Genomic DNA, 17767 nt, shown 5'->3' with positions numbered 1-17767 from the left:
TAACTGTGGACGTTCAGGGTGAATGGGTGATGTCAGCCATATCGTCCACGGCGAGCGCGCCGGTTTCGGAGGAACCCAGCACCACATAGGCGCTGCCGCAGAACAGCGAATTCAGGCGCTTCATATCGGCGATCAGTTCCAGATGCAGCGAGCTGGTCTCGATGCTCTGGACGATTTTACGTTGCAGACGGCTGACATGGGCATGGGCCAGGCGACGTTCTTGAGCGCGAAAGCGGCGTTTTTCCCGCAGCAGCTGGCGCGCGCTTTCCGGATCGGCGCTGAGAAACACCGAAAGCCCCAGGCGCAGGTTGGCGATCAGCTGTTCATGCAGGCCGGCCAGTTCTTCCAGGCCGACTTCGGAAAAGGAGCGACGCTGCGCGGTCTTCTGCTGCTGGACCTTGCGCAGCATGCGTTCGATCAGGTCGCTGGCCAGTTTCAGGTTGATCGCCAGTTCGATGATCTCGGCCCAGCGCCGGCTGTCCTGCTCGCCCAGGTCTTCCCGGGGCATCTGCGCCAGGTAGAGTTTGATCGCGTTATAGAGCACTTCAACATCGTCGTTGAGGTTGCGCATTTCCTGGGTGACCGCGGTCTGCTTGCCGTGCAGCACATCGCGCACAGCTTCGAGCATGGTTTCGACCTGGTCGCCGATGCGCAGGGTTTCCCGCGCCGCGTTGGCCAGGGCCAGGCTGGGGGTGGCCAGGGCGGTCGGATCGAGGTGGCGAGGCTTGGCCCGGCCATTGGTTTCCGGGCGTTCCGGCAGCAACCAGGTGCAGACCTTGGCCATCGGCCCGACCGTCGGTAGCAGTACCAGGCAACGCAGGGTGTTGTAGAGCAAGTGGAAACCGATCACCACTTCTTGCGGGCTGAAGTCCAGGCTGTCCATCCAGTGGGCGAGCGGGTCGAGCACCGGAATGATCAGCACCAGGCCAATCAGTTTGTACAGCAGGCTGCCCAGCGCCACCTGGCGGCCGGCGGCGTTCTGCATGTTGGTGCTGAGGAAAGCCAGCACCCCGCTGCCGATGTTGGCGCCGATCACCAGGCCGATGGCCACCGGCAGGCTGATCACGCCGGCGCCGGCCAGGGTCGCGGTGAGCAGCACGGCCGCCAGGCTGGAGTAGGAAATCATGGCGAACAGCGCGCCCATCAGGGCATCGAGCAGGATGTCGCCGGTCAGCGAGGCGAACAGGACTTTCACGCCCTGGGCATGGGTGATGGGCGCGGCGGCTTCGACGATCAATTGCAGCGCCAGGATAATCAGCCCCAGGCCGATCCCTACCCGCCCGAGCTGGCCGGCGCGGGTCTGTTTGCGCGACAGGAAGAAGATCACCCCGAGAAAGATCAGCAGCGGCGACAGCCAGGACAGGTCGAAGGTCAGTACCCGGGCCATCAGCGCGGTGCCGACGTCGGCGCCGAGCATGGTTGCCAGGGCGGGTGTCAGGGCCATCAGCCCCTGGCCGACGAACGAGGTGACCAGCATCGCCGTGGCGTTGCTGCTCTGGACCATGGCGGTGACCAGGATCCCGGCGATGAAAGCCAACGGACGCTTGGCCATGTTCTGGCCGATCAGGTGGCGCAGGTTCGAGCCATAGACCCGCAGGATGCCGGTGCGGACGATATGCGTGCCCCAGATCAGCAAGGCCACGGCGGACAGCAAATTGAGCAGGGTGAGCATAACGGCCCCCTGTGGTGAATAGCGCCCCAGAGGGGCAAGTTAACGGTGCCGCGCGTTGTTCTACGTTCTGTACTTAAGCTGTAGTTGGCTAACGGTCTGTGCGCCAGCATCGCATAGCTGACGCGGCGATTGAAACAAAACTGTCATAAAGAAAACGACTTTCTGCAGGCGTGAAAAAGGGGCTCGAAAGCCCCTTTTCCTGCTGCGCTCTCGGGTTATTGACCCGGGATGTCCTTGCGCAGTTTCACCGGGTCCTGCTGCTTTTTCTTTTTCGCGATGGCGGTGCGCATCTTGATGTTGATCGCCTCCACCGCCAGCGAGAAGGCCATGGCGAAGTAGACGTAGCCTTTTGGCACGTGCACTTCGAACGCCTCGGCGATCAGTACGGTACCGACCACCAGCAGGAACGACAGCGCCAGCATCTTCAGCGACGGGTGCTTGTCGATGAACTCGCTGATGGTGCCCGAAGCCAGCATCATCACCAGCACCGCGACGATGATCGCCGCGACCATGACCGGTACATGGGAGACCATGCCGACGGCGGTGATCACCGAGTCCAGGGAGAACACGATGTCGATGATCGCGATCTGGATGATGGTGTAGAGGAAGTTGCCGCCCTTGCCGCCTGGCTCTTCCGCGGTTTCGTCCTCGCCTTCCAGGGAGTGGTACATCTCCTGGGAGCTCTTCCAGAGCAGGAACAGGCCACCGAAGAACAGGATCAGGTCACGCCCGGAAATACCCTGGCCGAAGACCACGAACAGGTCGGCGGTCAGGCGCATGACCCAGGTGATCGACAGCAACAGGAGGATCCGCGTGATCATGGCCAGCGCCAGACCGAAAATCCGGGTCCGTGCCTGCATGTGCTTGGGCATGCGGCTGACCAGGATCGAGATCATGATGATGTTATCGATACCCAGGACGATTTCCAGGGCGGTCAGGGTAAAGAAGGCAACCCAGATTTCCGGGTTGGTCAGCCATTCCATGTGTATTCCTTTGAGCGAGTGTTGTACCGCGCCAGTCAAGATTTCCGAGAACGAAGTCTAGCGGCCGGCGCGGTGAGTCAATTGCTTTTTATAGAGTGCTGAACAGCGGAAAAATCCCCATCAGCAAGGCGGCGAACATTATGCACAGGCAAACCAGCACTGCCCACTTGAGGGTGAAGCGCTGGTGATCGCCGAACTCGATACCGGCCAGGGCTACCAGCAGGTAGGTGGATGGTACCAGCGGGCTCAGCAAGTGCACGGGTTGGCCGACGATCGAGGCACGTGCCATTTCCACCGCGGTGATGCCGTAGTGACTGGCGGCCTCGGCGAGGACTGGCAACACACCGTAATAGAAGGCGTCGTTGGACATGAAGAAGGTGAACGGCATGCTCACCAGCGCGGTGATCACCGCCAGGTACGGGCCCAGTGCATCCGGAATCACCGCCAGCAGGCTCTTGGACATGGCATCGACCATGCCGGTACCGGACAGGATGCCGGTGAAGATGCCGGCGGCGAAGATCAGCCCGACCACCGCCAGCACGCTGCCGGCATGGGCCGCGACGCGATCCTTCTGCTGTTGCAGGCACGGGTAGTTGACGATCATCGCGATACTGAAGGCCACCATGAACAGCACAGGCAGCGGCAACAGGCCGGCGATCAGTGCGCACATCAGGGCGAAGGTCAGGGCGCCGTTGAACCAGATCAGCTTCGGACGACGAGCATCCGGGAACTGCGAAACGCTGATTTCGCTGTGGTCGATCTCGTCGCCCTGCAGGTGCAGTTCGCCCAGGCGCGCCCGTTCGCGCTTGCCGTACATGTAGGCGATTGCCAGGATTGCCACCACGCCGGCCAGCATCGCCGGGATCATCGGCACGAAGATGTCCGACGGGTCGACATGCAGCGCACTGGCGGCACGGGCGGTCGGGCCACCCCAGGGGGTCATGTTCATCACGCCGCCGGCCAGGATGATCAGGCCGGCCATGATTCGCGGGCTCATGCCGATGCGGCTGTACAGCGGCAGCATGGCCGCCACGCAGATCATGTAGGTGGTGGCACCGTCGCCGTCCAGGGACACCACCAGCGCGAGCACGGCGGTACCGACCGAGACTTTGAGCGGGTCACCCTTGACCAGTTTGAGGATCTTGCGCACGGCCGGGTCGAACAGGCCGGAGTCGATCATCAGGGCGAAATACAGGATGGCGAACATCAGCATCACGCCGGTCGGCGCCAGCTTGGTGATGCCTTCGAGCATCATCGGGCCGATCTTCGGGGCGAAGCCGCCGAACAGCGCGAACAGGATAGGAACGATGATCAGGGCGATCAGCGCGGACAGGCGCTTGGTCATGATCAGGAACATGAAGGTGATGACCATGGCGAAGCCAAGGAAAGTCAGCATGGGAATACTCCAGGCGTAGCGCGGCTAGGGAATGGCGAACCGGATGGGGTCAGCGCAGAACGGGAAGCGCGGGACGGGCTGGAGGAAGCGGGACGAAAAGGCGGGTACGAACGGACATCAGAATCACCATTGTTGTTGTTAATTGGGCCTGGAGGCGCAAAAACGCCCATTGGCCAACCGGTCTGTTGCCGGCAGTGGAGGCGATCCTAATCGCGGAAGCTTTCAGCTACCTTTCGTTGTAGAAAGCAATGAGTGGATGCGTCGCGAGCCGACGTGCGGTCAAAAAACAACCAGATCGGCCCGTTGGCCGAGTTTTCCGGAACAGTCGCAGGGAGGTCCTCGTATGAGCCTGTTGCACACCGGCGGTTGCCACTGCGGCCAGCTGCGTTATCAGTTCAGCGGGCCATTGTGCGATATCGCCCATTGCCATTGTTCGATCTGCCGGCGGGTCAGCGGCGGCCTGGTGACTACCTGGATCACCCTGCCCCGCCAGGCTTTCCAGTGGCTGGCCGGGACGCCGGCCCGCTACGACTCTTCGCCCGGTTGTGCGCGGTATTTCTGCCCGAACTGCGGAGCGCATCTGGCGCTGGTCACCCAATTGAGCCCGGACAGCATCGATGTGACCATCGCCACCCTGGACCATCCGGAGCTGGCGCCGGCCGAGCGGCATATCTGGACCGACAGCCGTTTGCCCTGGCTGCACCTGGATGAGCAGTTGCCGGGAGAGGCCGAGGAGACGTTGTAAGGTTGTGGGATCGCTTCGCGGGCAAGCCTCCTTCCTGCGCATTCTCGTAGGAGCGAGGCTTGCCTGCGAAGCTTTTGACGTCAGGGCAGTTCCAGCCCGCCCGCGGCTTTGTGCAGGGCCCGCAGATGTTCGCCGACCTGTTTCAGGTTGGCCTCGTTGGCGGCGATTTCGGCAGCGCGGCTCGGCTCCAGCAACGCGCGCACTTCCTTGTCCAGATCGCCGGTCAGGGCTTGCAGCTGTTTCTGGCGCAGGCTGCTTTCCGCTTCCAGGCGTTGCCATTCGCTCGGCTGCGGCAAGCCATAACCGCTGCTACCGAGCAATTCGGCCGGGCGACTGAGGAAGCCACTGTTGGCGAGGATTTCCTGCAGAGTCTTGTTGGCCTTGTCCATGCCGCCGTTCTGCAGCTCGCGAGCCCCCAGATAACGCTGCTTGACCTCATCCTGGGCCAGCAGCAGCTGGCGCCGGAAGCTCGCCTGTTCGAGCAGCAGCAAGGCGGCGCTGGTGCGCAGGTCCGCCTGGTCGAACCACTGGCGACGCTGCGCGGCACTCAGGGACAGCCAGTCTTCGACGCTGTTCTGTTTGATTGGCAGGTGCTTTTTCAACACCTCGAACATCGCCTGGTAGCGGTCGCGGAAGGAGTCGAAGCGATACCCCAGGCGCAAGGCTTCGCGAGGATCGTCCAATACGCTGGTGTCGGCCAGGCCGCGGCCCTTGAGCACTTCCAGCAGGCCGTTGGGCATGATGCTGTCGAGCCCGGTGAGCTGGGCATTGTTGCTGCCGCTGCGCAGCAGCTTCAGGCTTTCCACGGCGCAGTTGTTGGACAGGAAGTAATAGTTGCCGTCGTAGCTCCAGTGCATCTCGGCGGCACGCTCGACCACTTCTTCGATCTCGTTGCGCGACAGGTTCAGCGGCACCGAAGCCAGGCTGCGCAGCTCGGTCTTGGTGTATTCATCGATGACCTGGGCCAATGGCAGGATAAACAGGCGGGACGGGTATTTGCCGACCAGGCCGTCCCAGCTCGACAGCTGCACGTCACCGACAAAGGCGCGGTAGGACAGCACCAGGTGCTGCTCGAGATCCAGCCGGCAATCCGGCCCGCGCGGCCGGCCAGGCGCGCAGATCACCAGGCGCAACATACTGTGCCCCCAGCGGCTGACCCAGTTCTGGTTGGCCTCGGCCAGCAGGTAATCCACGGCATAGACCCGCTCCGGGTCGACCTTGCCCAGCGGTTGCTTGGCGAAGTCGTTGCCGGCATTGAGGAAGGCGAAGGACTGGGCGCAGGTGTCCTTGGCCTTCGGTGCCCAGCCGAAGTGTTCCTGGTAATAACGGTACAGCGCCGGTCGGCGGCAGGCGTAGCTCGGGTCCAGGAGGAAGTACTCCATGTTCACCGCGACGAACTCTTTGGGGTTGGTCGTTTCGTAGATATCCGGGCTGCGGGCGACCTGGCGGTTGTACTGCTCGCGTTCGCCGCGGCGGCCAACGTATTGCGGCCAGCCGGCGAGGTCGAGCAGGCGCGGGTCGTCGCTGAGGGTGAAGCGGCGCGCGGTCTGGCCACGGCACTGGTCTGGCAGCCCGATCAGGCCCGAGGCACTGTTCTGGCGGCTGCAGCGCTGGATCAGCGTGCGTTCGGCGCCCGACCACAGGCGCGAACGGTCATAAATATGGGTGAGTTCGTGCAGCACGGTGGCGAGCATTTCCCGGCGCACGGTGCCATGGGGGCGATGGGTTTTCTGGGTGGCCGCGCTGCCGTCGGTGAGGCTGGCCAGCAGTTTGCGATTCAGGTCGAGTTCGTCGACCAGCGATGCCTGGCCGTAGGCGTTGTGAGGCATGTCGTCGGTCCAGCCGACATCGATGCGACGGTCCAGTTGTTCGATGAAGCGCGGCGGCAGCGCTTGCATCGCTTCATCCAGCAGCGCCTGGCTGGCGTGCTGCTGCTCCGGGCTCAAGCCTTCGGTCTTGAGCCGCAGTTGCAGGCCGGCCTGAGCGCTGTTGCCCAGGAGTAACAGCGCTGCGCCCAGCAGCCAGGCGGCGAGCGGCCTCACAGTGCGAGGATGGCTTCGGCGAGCACCTGATCACTGGCGCCGCGGGCTTGCGGCACACGGTTACGCAAGGTATCGAAGGCGGCTTCCAGTTGGGCGCCACGAATATCGCCGTCGCTGGCGACGAAGCTGGCGGCGTCGTCATGGGCGGCACGTACGATTTTCGAGTCGCGGATGGAGGTGGTGGTGTCCGAGGTGAAATCGATGGTACGACCAAAGGCTCGAACGATGATGTTACTGGTGGCTACCAGGGTTTGCGCCTGGGCCACATCAGCCAACAGCAACAGGCCAAGGGTGGCAGCAATCAGCGGGCTACGCATGGAACGACTCCGGGATGACAGGGATAGTTATTGGACGAGAATTGCCTGCGCCAGTTCAAGGTCGCCGACATGAAGTTGTGGCTGGGTTTTACGCAGGTATTTCAGGGCTGATTCCAGCCGGGCTCCGCGCAGGTGGCCGTCAGTGGCAATGAACGCCGCGGCATCATCCTGGGCCGCCAGTACGCGTTTGTTGTCGAAAGGCGCGGAGGTCACTTTGCTGGTGGCGTAGCCCGTGATGACCAGGCCTTGCGTGCTCAGGTCGAAAGCAGCGGCCGAGCCAGTCCAACACAGGACAATCAACGAAGGGACGGTAAGCAAGGTGGAAAAACGCATGAGTCTCGACAGCTGGAAAACCAGCGGCAAGGCTAGCGCAATGCCCGGGCGAGAGCCAGCGCCCAGGGTTTCGGGTGCGTTGGCGCACCCGTCACCGGACCGGGGGTCAGATCGTCAGGATGGCCTGAGCGAGTTGGGCGTCAGTAGCGCTCAGTTGTGGCAACTGCTGGCGGATGTGGTCAAACGCGCTTTCCAGCTTCACACCGCGAATGGCGCCTTCGGTAGCGACAAAACTGGCGGCATCGTCACGAGCGGCGCGCACGATTTTGTTGTCACGGAACGAGGATGTGACGTCGGAAGTCGCATCGGAAGTGGCCTTGAGTGCGCCGACTACCGCATCGGTGGTAACGATAAAGCTGGAGGCGTGGGCGTTGGAGGCCAAGGCCAGCAAGGCAGCAGCGCTGAGCAGGCGAAGACGGGACATAGGTAAAACTCCTTGATAACAGATAGGGTGGTGCTGAGTGGGCACCGGGTAGTCACTGTGGGGCAGATGAATCAGAAGCCCCTTCAGGAAAATCGCTACACGCTATCGGATATTAGGCCCACCCCATCTGTTCGAATAGCCCTCTTCTGCTGTCCTGGTGCGAACTAGCGCCAGAAGGGCTTATCCAGTTCGGCCATGCGATCGCTGTGGCTGATACCTACATCGGATAATTGCTGATCGTTGAGCCCTGCCAGCACACGACGTGTTCGGGCGTTCTGCTGCATCTGGCACAAGGCGCGGTACAAGCGTTTCCACACGCTTATCTGAGGATGGGAAAAGCTGAGAGGTGCGATACGTCCTGGTATGTGGTTCATGGTGCGGTCCTTTCGGCAGGCCGAAGTCAGGGACTTGGGACACCATGTTGCTATTCATGCAGGCATGCATACAGATACACCGGTATAAAATTGTACTGGTTCAGTTCTATTTATATTTAAACTGTATCTGTCGAGCCATACCCTTTCTGTACCGGCGGCTTCCGGCAGTGCCAGGCCTTAAACGACAAAACCCGTCGCGGTTGCCCGCGACGGGTTTCGTTTTTTCAATTCGGGGTGCTGGCGGTGGACCCGGTGGGTCAGAGCCAGCGACGCTAACTTAGCGCCAGAACGGCTTGCTCAGCTCTTCGTAGCGTTGAGCTTCGCTGATACCTGCGTCAGCCAGCAGACGCGAATCCAGGCGAGCCAGTTGGTGGCGGCTGGAGATGCGGCGCTGCCACAGCATCAGGTTGGCGAGAACGCGCAGAGGCAGGGAAGCCTGGGTTTTTGCAGCTTTGTCTTCGAAGAACAGTTCGGAACTGAGTGTACGTTCCATGGTGTGCATCCTTCCGCTTGTGGCGGGATTAGGTAGTGGTTTAACTGGTGCCCATGATCCTCCTCTCGCGCCAGTCTCTCTAGATACAGTTCATCTGTATTGTGAGGGACCAGTTAACTGTTTATAGGTGCTGTACTGTTCGGAAATGATGCAACTGTACCTGTCGGCACCATTTAGGTGCGCTTTCGGATGTTTTCTTGAAAAAGGTAGGGTTTTGAGGGGGTAAAAGACCGGTACAGCAGTACAGTTTTTGACAAGTGTTTAAGGGTTGTCGATGAGCTGACGCAACTGTGCTTGCGTCAGCCATCGACTGTACCCATCACACAGCGAGCATGCGCCCGGTTTCTTCCAGGTTCATGTGCCAGCGCAGGGCATCGCGCAGGATGTGCGGCGTGTGACCGCCCAGGGCGCAGGCGGCGGTGAAGTAGTCATTCAGGGGCTGGCGATAGTCCGGGTGTACACAGTTGTCGATGATTACCCGTGCCCGCTCCCGTGGCGCCAGACCACGCAGGTCGGCCAGGCCGATCTCGGTCACCAGGATGTCGACGTCGTGCTCGGTGTGGTCGACGTGACTGACCATCGGCACCACGCTGGAAATCGCCCCGCCTTTGGCAATGGACTTGGTGACGAAGATCGCCAGGTGCGCGTTGCGCGCGAAGTCACCCGAACCACCGATGCCGTTCATCATCCGCGTGCCGCAGACGTGGGTGGAGTTGACGTTGCCGTAGATGTCGAACTCCAGGGCGGTGTTGATGCCGATGATGCCCAGGCGACGCACCACTTCCGGGTGGTTGGAGATCTCCTGCGGGCGTAGTACCAGCTTGTCCTTGTAACGCTCCAGGTTGCCGAACACATCGGCGTTGCGGCGGCTCGACAGGGTGATCGAGCTGCCTGAGGCGAAGCTCAGCTTGCCGGCGTCGATCAGGTCGAAAGTCGAGTCCTGCAGCACTTCGGAGTACATGGTCAGGTCTTCGAACGGCGATTCGATCAGGCCGCACATCACCGCGTTGGCGATATTGCCGATGCCTGCCTGCAGCGGGCCGAGCTTGTTGCTCATGCGGCCAGCGTCCACTTCCTGCTTGAAGAAGTTGATCAGGTGATTGGCGATCCCCTGGGTTTCGCTGTCAGGGGTCGAGACGGTGGATGGCGAGTCCGCCTGGTTGGTGATGACGATCGCGACGATCTTCTCCGCCGGGATCGGGATGGCGGTGCTGCCGATACGGTCGTCGACCTTCACCAGCGGGATGGGCGTGCGGGTCGGCCGGTAGGTCGGGATATAGATGTCGTGCAGACCTTCCAGGTTCGGGTTGTGCGCCAGGTTGATCTCGACGATCACGTGCTTGGCGAAGATTGCGAAACTGGCGGAGTTGCCCACCGAGGTGGTCGGCACGATATGGCCCTGCTCGGTGATCGCCACGGCTTCGATGACGGCGATGTCCGGCAGCTTGAGCTGCTGGTTGCGCAACTGTTCCACGGTTTCCGACAGGTGCTGGTCGATGAACATCACCTCGCCGGCATTGATCGCCTTGCGCAGGGTACTGTCGACCTGGAACGGCATGCGTCGGGCCAGGACACCGGCCTCGGTGAGTTGCTTGTCGAGGTCATTGCCCAGGCTGGCGCCGGTCATCAGGCTGATTTTCAGTGGGGTTACCTTGGCGCGCTCGGCCAACGCATGGGGCACGGCCTTGGCTTCGCCGGCGCGGGTGAAACCGCTCATGCCGACGGTCATGCCGTCCTGAATCAGAGCGGCAGCGTCGGCGGCGCTCATCACCTTATCCAACAACGAAGGCAAGCGGATACGATCACGGTACATGGATTGTTATCTCGGGCAGCGGAAGCAAGATGCGCAGTCTAGTGATTTCAAAAAAATTCGTCCCGCTACCAAGGTCGAATGAAAGGCCGCGATTTAGAGCCTTTTGTCGGGTTTGTGCGGGAAATAAAAAACCCCAGCCTACTAAAGGCTGAGGTCTTGGGTGTTGCGCTGGAGCAGGTTTACTCGACGGCTTTGACCATGTCTTCGATGACTTTCTTGGCGTCGCCGAACACCATCATGGTCTTGTCCAGGTAGAACAGTTCGTTGTCCAGGCCGGCATAGCCGCTGGCCATCGAACGCTTGTTGACGATGATGGTCTTGGCCTTGAACGCCTCGAGAATCGGCATGCCGGCGATCGGCGATTTCGGATCGTTCTTCGCCGCCGGGTTGACCACGTCGTTGGCGCCGAGCACCAGCACCACGTCGGCCTGGCCGAACTCGGAGTTGATGTCTTCCATCTCGAACACCTGGTCGTACGGTACTTCGGCCTCGGCCAGCAGCACGTTCATGTGGCCGGGCATGCGCCCTGCTACCGGGTGGATCGCGTACTTCACGGTCACGCCACGGTGTACCAGTTTCTCGGTCAGTTCCTTCAGTGCGTGCTGTGCCCGCGCGACTGCCAGGCCGTAACCCGGAACGATGATCACGGTGTCGGCGTTGGTCAGCAGGAAGGTCGCGTCGTCGGCCGAGCCGGACTTCACCGGGCGGGCTTCTTGCGCGCCCGCCGGGCCGCCAGCGTCTGCAGTGTTGCCGAAGCCGCCAAGCAGTACGTTGAAGAACGAACGGTTCATCGCCTTGCACATGATGTACGACAGGATCGCACCGGACGAACCCACCAGGGAGCCGGCGATGATCAGCATCGAGTTGTTCAGCGAGAAGCCGATCCCCGCCGCCGCCCAGCCCGAGTAACTGTTGAGCATCGACACCACCACCGGCATGTCGGCACCGCCGATCGGGATGATGATCAGCACGCCCAGCACGAAGGCCAGGACCAGCATCAGGGCGAAGGCGCCGAGGTTGCCGGTGAGCATGAAGGTCACGCCCAGGCCCAGGGTCGCCAGGCCGAGAACCAGGTTCAGCTTGTGTTGGCCGCCGAACTGTACCGGTGCGCCCTGGAACAGGCGGAACTTGTACTTGCCCGACAGCTTGCCGAAGGCGATCACCGAACCGGAGAAGGTGATGGCACCGATGGCCGCGCCGAGGAACAGCTCCAGGCGGTTACCGGCCGGAATCGCATCACCCAGTTGCTTGACGATGCCCAGGGACTGCGGCTCGACCACGGCGGCGATGGCAATGAACACCGCAGCCAGACCGATCATGCTGTGCATGAAGGCCACCAGCTCCGGCATCTTGGTCATTTCCACGCGCTTGGCCATGATCGAGCCGGCGGTGCCACCGATCAGCAGGCCGACAATCACGTAGCCGATGCCAACGGTCGCCAGCTCCGCGCCGAGCTTGAATACCAGGCCGACGGTGGTGACGATCGCCAGGGCCATGCCGAGCATACCGAACAGGTTGCCGCGGCGCGAGGAGGTCGGGTGCGACAGGCCTTTGAGGGCCTGGATAAAGCAGATCGACGCGATCAGGTAGAGCGTCGTTACCAGATTCATGCTCATTACTTGGGCGCCTCTTCTTTTACGGCTTTCGGGGCTTTTTTCTTGAACATCTCAAGCATGCGGCGGGTTACCAGGAAGCCGCCGAACACGTTGACCGCGGCCAGGGCCACGGCCAGCGTGCCCATGGTCTTGCCCAGCGGCGTCACAGTCAGGGCGGCGGCCAGCATGGCGCCGACGATCACGATCGCCGAAATGGCGTTGGTCACCGCCATCAGCGGCGTGTGCAGTGCGGGTGTAACGTTCCAGACCACGTGATAACCGACATAAATCGCCAGCACGAAGATGATCAGGTTGTAGATACCGGGGGAGATAAGCTCTTCCATCGTCTGAATCCCTGCTTAGGCGTTTTTACGGATGACTTGGCCGTCGCGGCACATCAGGCACGCGGCGACGATGTCGTCTTCTAGGTTGACCTCGAACTGACCTTCTTTGGTGAAGACGAGCTTCAGGAAGTCCAGCAGGTTGCGGGCGTACAGCGCCGAGGCGTCGGCAGCGACAGCGCCAGCCAGGTTGGTCGGGCCGACGATGGTCACGCCATTCTCGACCACCACCTGATCCGCCACGGTCAGCGGGCAGTTGCCGCCCTGGGCCGCGGCGAGGTCGACGACCACCGATCCCGGCTTCATCTGGGCCACGGTTTCGGCGCTCAGCAGTACTGGCGCCTTGCGGCCTGGAATCAGGGCGGTGGTGATCACGATATCGGCCTGCTTGGCGCGTTCGTGCACGGCCTGGGCCTGGCGCTGCATCCAGCTGGCAGGCATCGGGCGTGCGTAGCCACCGACACCGACGGCGCATTCACGCTCCTCATCGGTCTCGTAAGGCACGTCGACGAACTTGGCCCCCAGGGATTCGATCTGTTCCTTGACCGCCGGACGCACGTCCGAGGCCTCGATCACGGCGCCCAGGCGCTTGGCGGTGGCGATGGCCTGCAGGCCGGCAACGCCGGCACCGAGAATCAGCACGCGAGCGGCTTTCACGGTGCCCGCGGCGGTCATCAGCATCGGCATGAAGCGCGGGTAATAGTGGGCAGCCAGCAGCACCGCCTTGTAACCGGCGATGTTGGCTTGCGAGGACAGCACATCCAGGCTCTGAGCCCGCGAGGTACGCGGCGCTGCTTCCAGGGCGAAGGCGGTGATGCCGCGTTCGGCCATCTTGGCAATGGTTTCATTGCTGAACGGATTGAGCATGCCCACCAGGACGGTGCCGCTCTTGATCAGGGTCAGTTCGCTGTCGCTGGGAGCCACGACCTTGAGAATCAGCTCCGCGCCGAATGCATCGTTGGCGCTGCCAATGGTTGCACCTGCCGCTTCATAGGCACTGTCGACAACACTGGCGTTGATGCCGGCGCCGCTCTGCACAGTGACTTTATGACCCTGGCCGATCAGTTTCTTGATGGTTTCCGGGGTTGCAGCAACCCGTGTTTCACCCGTTTGGGTCTCGAGAGGAACACCAATGTGCACGTCAAATCTCCTGCGTGATCTTATTGCTTTCGATCTTTTTTAGAAGGCCAGCGCACTACGGATGGTGCAGCTGGGGCGGCCGATCAGCACGATCCCGCCAGAATCAAGGCGGGGCGCGGCATTTTGCAGGCGAACATTACGCCCTTCAAGGGATTATGAGGGGTGACGGAAAATTAACTACAAGTCACCCCGTGACCGAATGTCGCAAGGGTAGGGCTCAATCCCTTGTAAGCCGTGCCTTGTAAGGATTTCGACGGAAAATAAAACATTTTTCACATTGTTCATGTGAATGGGCGTTTATGGCCCTAAAAAAGCCCTATAAGCCGCGTGGTTAGGCACTTATAGGACGGTTGTTCCGCTTATCGATACAGTCTGCCTAAATGCGACATTTAGTTATATCTGTAGTGTTTTGTTTTTTCTGACTACGAAGTCAGTTTGTCGCCCTGCCCTGCTATTTCTCAAGGCTGTAGCCTTGTGCCTGTTCCACCAGCCAATCACGAAAAGCCCGTAAGGACGCTGATTCCACCTTGCGCTCGGGAATCATCAGGTAATACGCCTTGATGCTCGCCAGTGCTTCGGGGTTAGCGATCACCAGGCGCTTTTCCCTCAACTCCCGTTGAATAAGGAATGGCGGGATCAGGGCGATACCCATGTCGTGCATGGCGGCTTGCGCCAGCATGGAGAATAGTTCGTAACGCGGGCCTGTCATGTCTCGCGGGATATTCAGGTGCTGTGAGTTGAACCATTGCCGCCAGGCATAGGGGCGCGTGGTCTGCTGCAGCAGCGGCAACTCGGCGATTTCTTCGGCGCTTAGCCGGGTGCGGTTGCCCAGGGTTTCGGGGCTGCATACCGGCATCGGGTTTTCTCCCATCAGGCGATGGGATTGGGTACCCGACCAGTCGGCATCGCCAAAGTAAATCGCGGCGTCGAAGTCGGTATCGGCGAACAGGAAAGGCCGGGTGCGGTTGGTCAGGTTGACCGTGACTTCCGGGTGTCGCTGCTGAAAGTCCTTGAGTCGGGGCAACAGCCATTGGGTGCCAAAGGTCGGGACCACTGCCAGCTCGATGACATTGGCGCCCTGCTGGCCCATGACGGACAGCGTGTCGCGTTCCACTGCGTCCAGTTGAGTCGCCACGCGGCGGCTGTAGGAGAGCCCCGCCTCGGTCAGCTTGACGCCGCGTCGGGACCGGCGGAACAGTTCGACCCCGAGAAACTCTTCCAGGCTGGCGATCTGTCGGCAAATTGCACCTTGGGTCAGCGAAAGCTCCTGCGCCGCCTTGGTAAAGCTCTCGTGACGGGCGGCGGCTTCGAAGCTGACGAGGGCGGCAGTGCTGGGGATCTTTCTGCGCATGTACGGCAATCTCACTAATGGAATCGCTAAAAGCCACTTTCGGCTGTTACGGAGTGAGAAATTAGCACAACAGTATGCGAAATCCTCGTTTGCCGCGCCCGCAAAGCCGGCCTAGGATCAGTCCACGAACGTTGACCTACTTCACGAGGACTCACTCATGGGCGGTAAAGCAAGCTTCAACTGGATCGATCCCCTTCTGCTGGATCAACAGCTCACTGAAGAGGAGCGCATGGTGCGCGACAGTGCCGAGCAATTCGCTCAAGGCAAGCTGGCGCCGCGTGTGCTCGAAGCTTTCCGTCATGAAAAGACCGACCCGGCGATCTTCCGCGAAATGGGCGAAGTCGGCCTGCTGGGTGCCACCATTCCCGAACAGTACGGTGGCAGTGGTCTGAATTATGTCTGCTACGGCCTGATTGCCCGCGAAGTGGAGCGTGTTGACTCTGGCTACCGCTCGATGATGAGCGTGCAGTCCTCCCTGGTGATGGTGCCGATCAATGAATTTGGTACCGAAGCCCAGAAGCAGAAGTATTTGCCGAAGCTGGCCTCTGGCGAGTGGATCGGCTGCTTTGGTCTGACCGAGCCTAACCATGGCTCCGACCCGGGCGCGATGATTTCCCGTGCCCGTAAGGTCGATGGCGGTTACAGCCTGACTGGTAGCAAGATGTGGATCACCAACAGCCCGATTGCTGATGTGTTCGTGGTCTGGGCTAAGGACGATGCTGGGGATATCCGCGGCTTCGTACTGGAGAAAGGTTGGAAAGGTCTGAGTGCTCCAGCGATTCACGGTAAGGTCGGCCTGCGCGCTTCCATTACCGGCGAAATCGTCATGGACAACGTCTTTGTGCCGGAAGAGAACATCTTCCCGGATGTACGGGGTCTGAAAGGTCCGTTCACCTGCCTGAACTCTGCCCGCTACGGTATTTCCTGGGGCGCCCTGGGTGCGGCCGAGTTCTGCTGGCACACCGCTCGCCAATACACGTTGGACCGTCAGCAATTCGGCCGCCCGCTGGCGGCTACCCAACTGATCCAGAAAAAACTGGCGGACATGCAGACCGAGATCACCCTCGCCCTTCAAGGCTGCCTGCGTTTGGGCCGGATGAAGGATGAAGGTACGGCGGCGGTGGAAATCACCTCGATCATGAAGCGCAACTCTTGCGGCAAGTCGCTGGACATCGCTCGCATGGCCCGTGACATGCTGGGCGGTAACGGCATCTCCGACGAGTTCGGCATCGCCCGTCACCTGGTCAACTTGGAAGTGGTGAACACCTACGAGGGGACCCATGATGTCCATGCGCTGATCCTGGGGCGCGCGCAGACCGGCATCCAGGCGTTCTACTGATAGGAGAACGACCATGGGCGCGTTATCTCATTTGCGGGTGCTGGACTTGTCGCGAGTGCTGGCCGGGCCTTGGGCCGGTCAGATCCTGGCGGACCTGGGGGCCGAAGTGATCAAGGTCGAGCGTCCGGGTAACGGTGACGATACGCGCGCCTGGGGGCCGCCTTTCCTCAAGGACGCCTATGGCGAGAACACTACGGAGGCTGCCTATTACCTGTCGGCCAACCGAAACAAGCAATCGGTGACTATCGACTTCACTCGGCCGGAAGGTCAGCGCCTGGTGCGCGAGTTGGCGGCCAAGTCCGACATTCTGATCGAGAACTTCAAGGTTGGCGGTCTGGCGGCCTATGGGTTGGACTATCAGTCGCTGAAGGCGCTCAACCCTAACCTGATCTATTGCTCCATTACCGGCTTTGGCCAGACGGGGCCTTATGCCAAGCGTGCCGGCTACGACTTCATGATCCAGGGGCTGGGCGGGCTGATGAGCCTGACCGGGCGTCCCGAGGGGGATGAGGGCGCCGGGCCGGTGAAGGTCGGCGTGGCATTGACGGATATCCTGACGGGGTTGTACTCGACTGTGGCGATTCTTGCCGCATTGGCGCACCGGCAGCATGACGGCGGTGGGCAGCACATTGATATGGCGTTGCTGGATGTACAGGTTGCGTGCCTGGCCAACCAGGCGATGAACTACCTGACCACCGGAGTCGCTCCCAAGCGCCTGGGTAATGCTCACCCGAATATCGTGCCTTATCAGGACTTTCCCACGGCGGATGGCGATTTCATCCTTACCGTGGGGAATGACGGGCAGTTCCGCAAGTTTGCCGAGGTGGCGGGCCAACCGCAGTGGGCGGACGATCCGCGCTTTGCGACTAATAAGCTGCGGGTTGCCAATCGGGCGGTGCTGATTCCATTGATCCGTCAGGCCACGGTGTTCAAGACCACCGCTGAGTGGGTCGCCCAGTTGGAGCAGGCGGGGGTGCCTTGCGGCCCTATCAACGACCTGGCGCAGATGTTCGAGGACCCGCAGGTCAAAGCGCGCGGGTTGGCGATCGAGCTGCCTCATGCGTTGGCGGGGTTGGTGCCTCAGGTAGCGAGTCCGATCCGTCTCTCCGAGACGCCGGTCGAGTACCGTTATGCGCCTCCTCTATTAGGAGAGCATACCGCCCAGGTTCTGCAGCGAGTGCTGGGGCTTGAGCTTGAGTCCGTGGATGCCTTGCGAGCCTCGGGCGTGGTGTGAATGCGCTCTTCTATATAGAGAACATCTGATCCCTTCTATATAAGAGGCCTGAAAACACCCCTTTTGGGGTGTTTTCAGGTTTATTCATAGTAAAAGCAAATTAGGGGTTGACGGCAGATTCTGGAAGTCTATAATTCGCCCCACTTCCGGCGCAGTCGAAACGGAAAACTCCTTG

17 protein-coding genes are annotated in these 17767 nt (G+C 61.0%); 3 read left to right on the top strand and 14 right to left on the bottom strand.

The window, feature by feature from the left end; translation table 11 throughout:
• Positions 1–13: 13 nt before the first annotated feature.
• The 3 genes from AC07PQ_RS29295 to AC07PQ_RS29285 form a co-directional block, all read right to left on the bottom strand.
• Positions 14–1672: a Na/Pi cotransporter family protein gene (locus tag AC07PQ_RS29295; RefSeq protein WP_493186675.1), complete on the bottom strand. Its 1659-nt coding sequence runs from the start codon at positions 1670–1672 to the stop codon at positions 14–16.
• Positions 1673–1887: 215 nt separating this feature from the next.
• Complete coding sequence (locus AC07PQ_RS29290) at positions 1888–2655, bottom strand: TerC family protein (protein ID WP_007924262.1); 768 nt, start codon at positions 2653–2655, stop codon at positions 1888–1890.
• An 88-nt stretch (positions 2656–2743) separates the two neighbouring features.
• A complete protein-coding gene (locus tag AC07PQ_RS29285) occupies positions 2744–4051 on the bottom strand; it encodes a CitMHS family transporter (RefSeq protein WP_007924260.1) in 1308 nt (435 codons plus the stop codon).
• Positions 4052–4394: 343 nt separating this feature from the next.
• Here AC07PQ_RS29285 and AC07PQ_RS29280 point away from each other — a divergent pair, with 343 nt between their 5' ends.
• On the top strand, positions 4395–4796 hold the full coding sequence (locus tag AC07PQ_RS29280) for a GFA family protein (protein ID WP_053263266.1): 402 nt from the start codon (positions 4395–4397) through the stop codon (positions 4794–4796).
• An 80-nt stretch (positions 4797–4876) separates the two neighbouring features.
• Here AC07PQ_RS29280 and AC07PQ_RS29275 read toward each other — a convergent pair whose 3' ends face one another.
• The 11 genes from AC07PQ_RS29275 to AC07PQ_RS29225 form a co-directional block, all read right to left on the bottom strand.
• Positions 4877–6838, bottom strand: coding sequence for a DUF7844 domain-containing protein (locus AC07PQ_RS29275; RefSeq protein ID WP_101336404.1), 1962 nt, complete (start codon positions 6836–6838; stop codon positions 4877–4879).
• Positions 6835–7155, bottom strand: a complete 321-nt coding sequence (locus tag AC07PQ_RS29270) for a DUF2388 domain-containing protein (RefSeq protein ID WP_007924254.1) — start codon at positions 7153–7155, stop codon at positions 6835–6837. The genes AC07PQ_RS29275 and AC07PQ_RS29270 overlap by 4 nt, the downstream gene beginning before the upstream one ends.
• A gap of 27 nt (positions 7156–7182) precedes the next feature.
• Positions 7183–7488, bottom strand: coding sequence for a DUF2388 domain-containing protein (locus AC07PQ_RS29265; protein ID WP_007924252.1), 306 nt, complete (start codon positions 7486–7488; stop codon positions 7183–7185).
• A gap of 106 nt (positions 7489–7594) precedes the next feature.
• Positions 7595–7912 (bottom strand): DUF2388 domain-containing protein, encoded by a 318-nt coding sequence (locus AC07PQ_RS29260; protein ID WP_007924251.1) that lies wholly within the window; start codon positions 7910–7912, stop codon positions 7595–7597.
• 164 nt (positions 7913–8076) lie between these two features.
• On the bottom strand, positions 8077–8286 hold the full coding sequence (locus AC07PQ_RS29255; protein WP_007924249.1) for a DUF1127 domain-containing protein: 210 nt from the start codon (positions 8284–8286) through the stop codon (positions 8077–8079).
• A gap of 277 nt (positions 8287–8563) precedes the next feature.
• The gene (locus tag AC07PQ_RS29250; protein ID WP_007924247.1) at positions 8564–8779 is read right to left on the bottom strand and encodes a DUF1127 domain-containing protein; all 216 of its coding nucleotides are present in this window, start codon (positions 8777–8779) and stop codon (positions 8564–8566) included.
• Positions 8780–9098: 319 nt separating this feature from the next.
• Positions 9099–10592, bottom strand: a complete 1494-nt coding sequence (scpC, locus tag AC07PQ_RS29245; protein ID WP_493186674.1) for a succinyl-CoA:acetate CoA-transferase ScpC — start codon at positions 10590–10592, stop codon at positions 9099–9101.
• A 179-nt stretch (positions 10593–10771) separates the two neighbouring features.
• Entirely contained in the window at positions 10772–12208 is a 1437-nt protein-coding gene (locus AC07PQ_RS29240; protein ID WP_007924243.1) for an NAD(P)(+) transhydrogenase (Re/Si-specific) subunit beta, read from the bottom strand.
• Positions 12208–12531, bottom strand: coding sequence for an NAD(P) transhydrogenase subunit alpha part 2 (locus AC07PQ_RS29235; protein ID WP_003187010.1), 324 nt, complete (start codon positions 12529–12531; stop codon positions 12208–12210). The genes AC07PQ_RS29240 and AC07PQ_RS29235 overlap by 1 nt, the downstream gene beginning before the upstream one ends.
• A gap of 15 nt (positions 12532–12546) precedes the next feature.
• Entirely contained in the window at positions 12547–13668 is a 1122-nt protein-coding gene (locus AC07PQ_RS29230) for a Re/Si-specific NAD(P)(+) transhydrogenase subunit alpha (RefSeq protein WP_493186673.1), read from the bottom strand.
• 451 nt (positions 13669–14119) lie between these two features.
• A complete protein-coding gene (locus tag AC07PQ_RS29225) occupies positions 14120–15019 on the bottom strand; it encodes a LysR family transcriptional regulator (protein ID WP_493186672.1) in 900 nt (299 codons plus the stop codon).
• Between the two features lie 157 nt (positions 15020–15176).
• On the opposite strand from AC07PQ_RS29225, the gene AC07PQ_RS29220 reads away from it, so the two are divergent.
• Both AC07PQ_RS29220 and AC07PQ_RS29215 read left to right on the top strand, forming a co-directional pair.
• Positions 15177–16358 carry an acyl-CoA dehydrogenase gene (locus AC07PQ_RS29220; protein WP_007924234.1) on the top strand — a complete coding sequence of 394 codons (1182 nt, stop codon included), beginning with the start codon at positions 15177–15179 and terminating at the stop codon, positions 16356–16358.
• Positions 16359–16371: 13 nt separating this feature from the next.
• Positions 16372–17592: a CaiB/BaiF CoA transferase family protein gene (locus AC07PQ_RS29215; protein ID WP_007924229.1), complete on the top strand. Its 1221-nt coding sequence runs from the start codon at positions 16372–16374 to the stop codon at positions 17590–17592.
• Positions 17593–17767 lie beyond the last annotated feature (175 nt).

It is taken from the genome of Pseudomonas sp. GW821-FHT09E12 (assembly GCF_059416085.1).
Note: the sequence above shows the minus strand (reverse complement) of the source record. Positions and strands in the feature narration are given on the sequence as shown.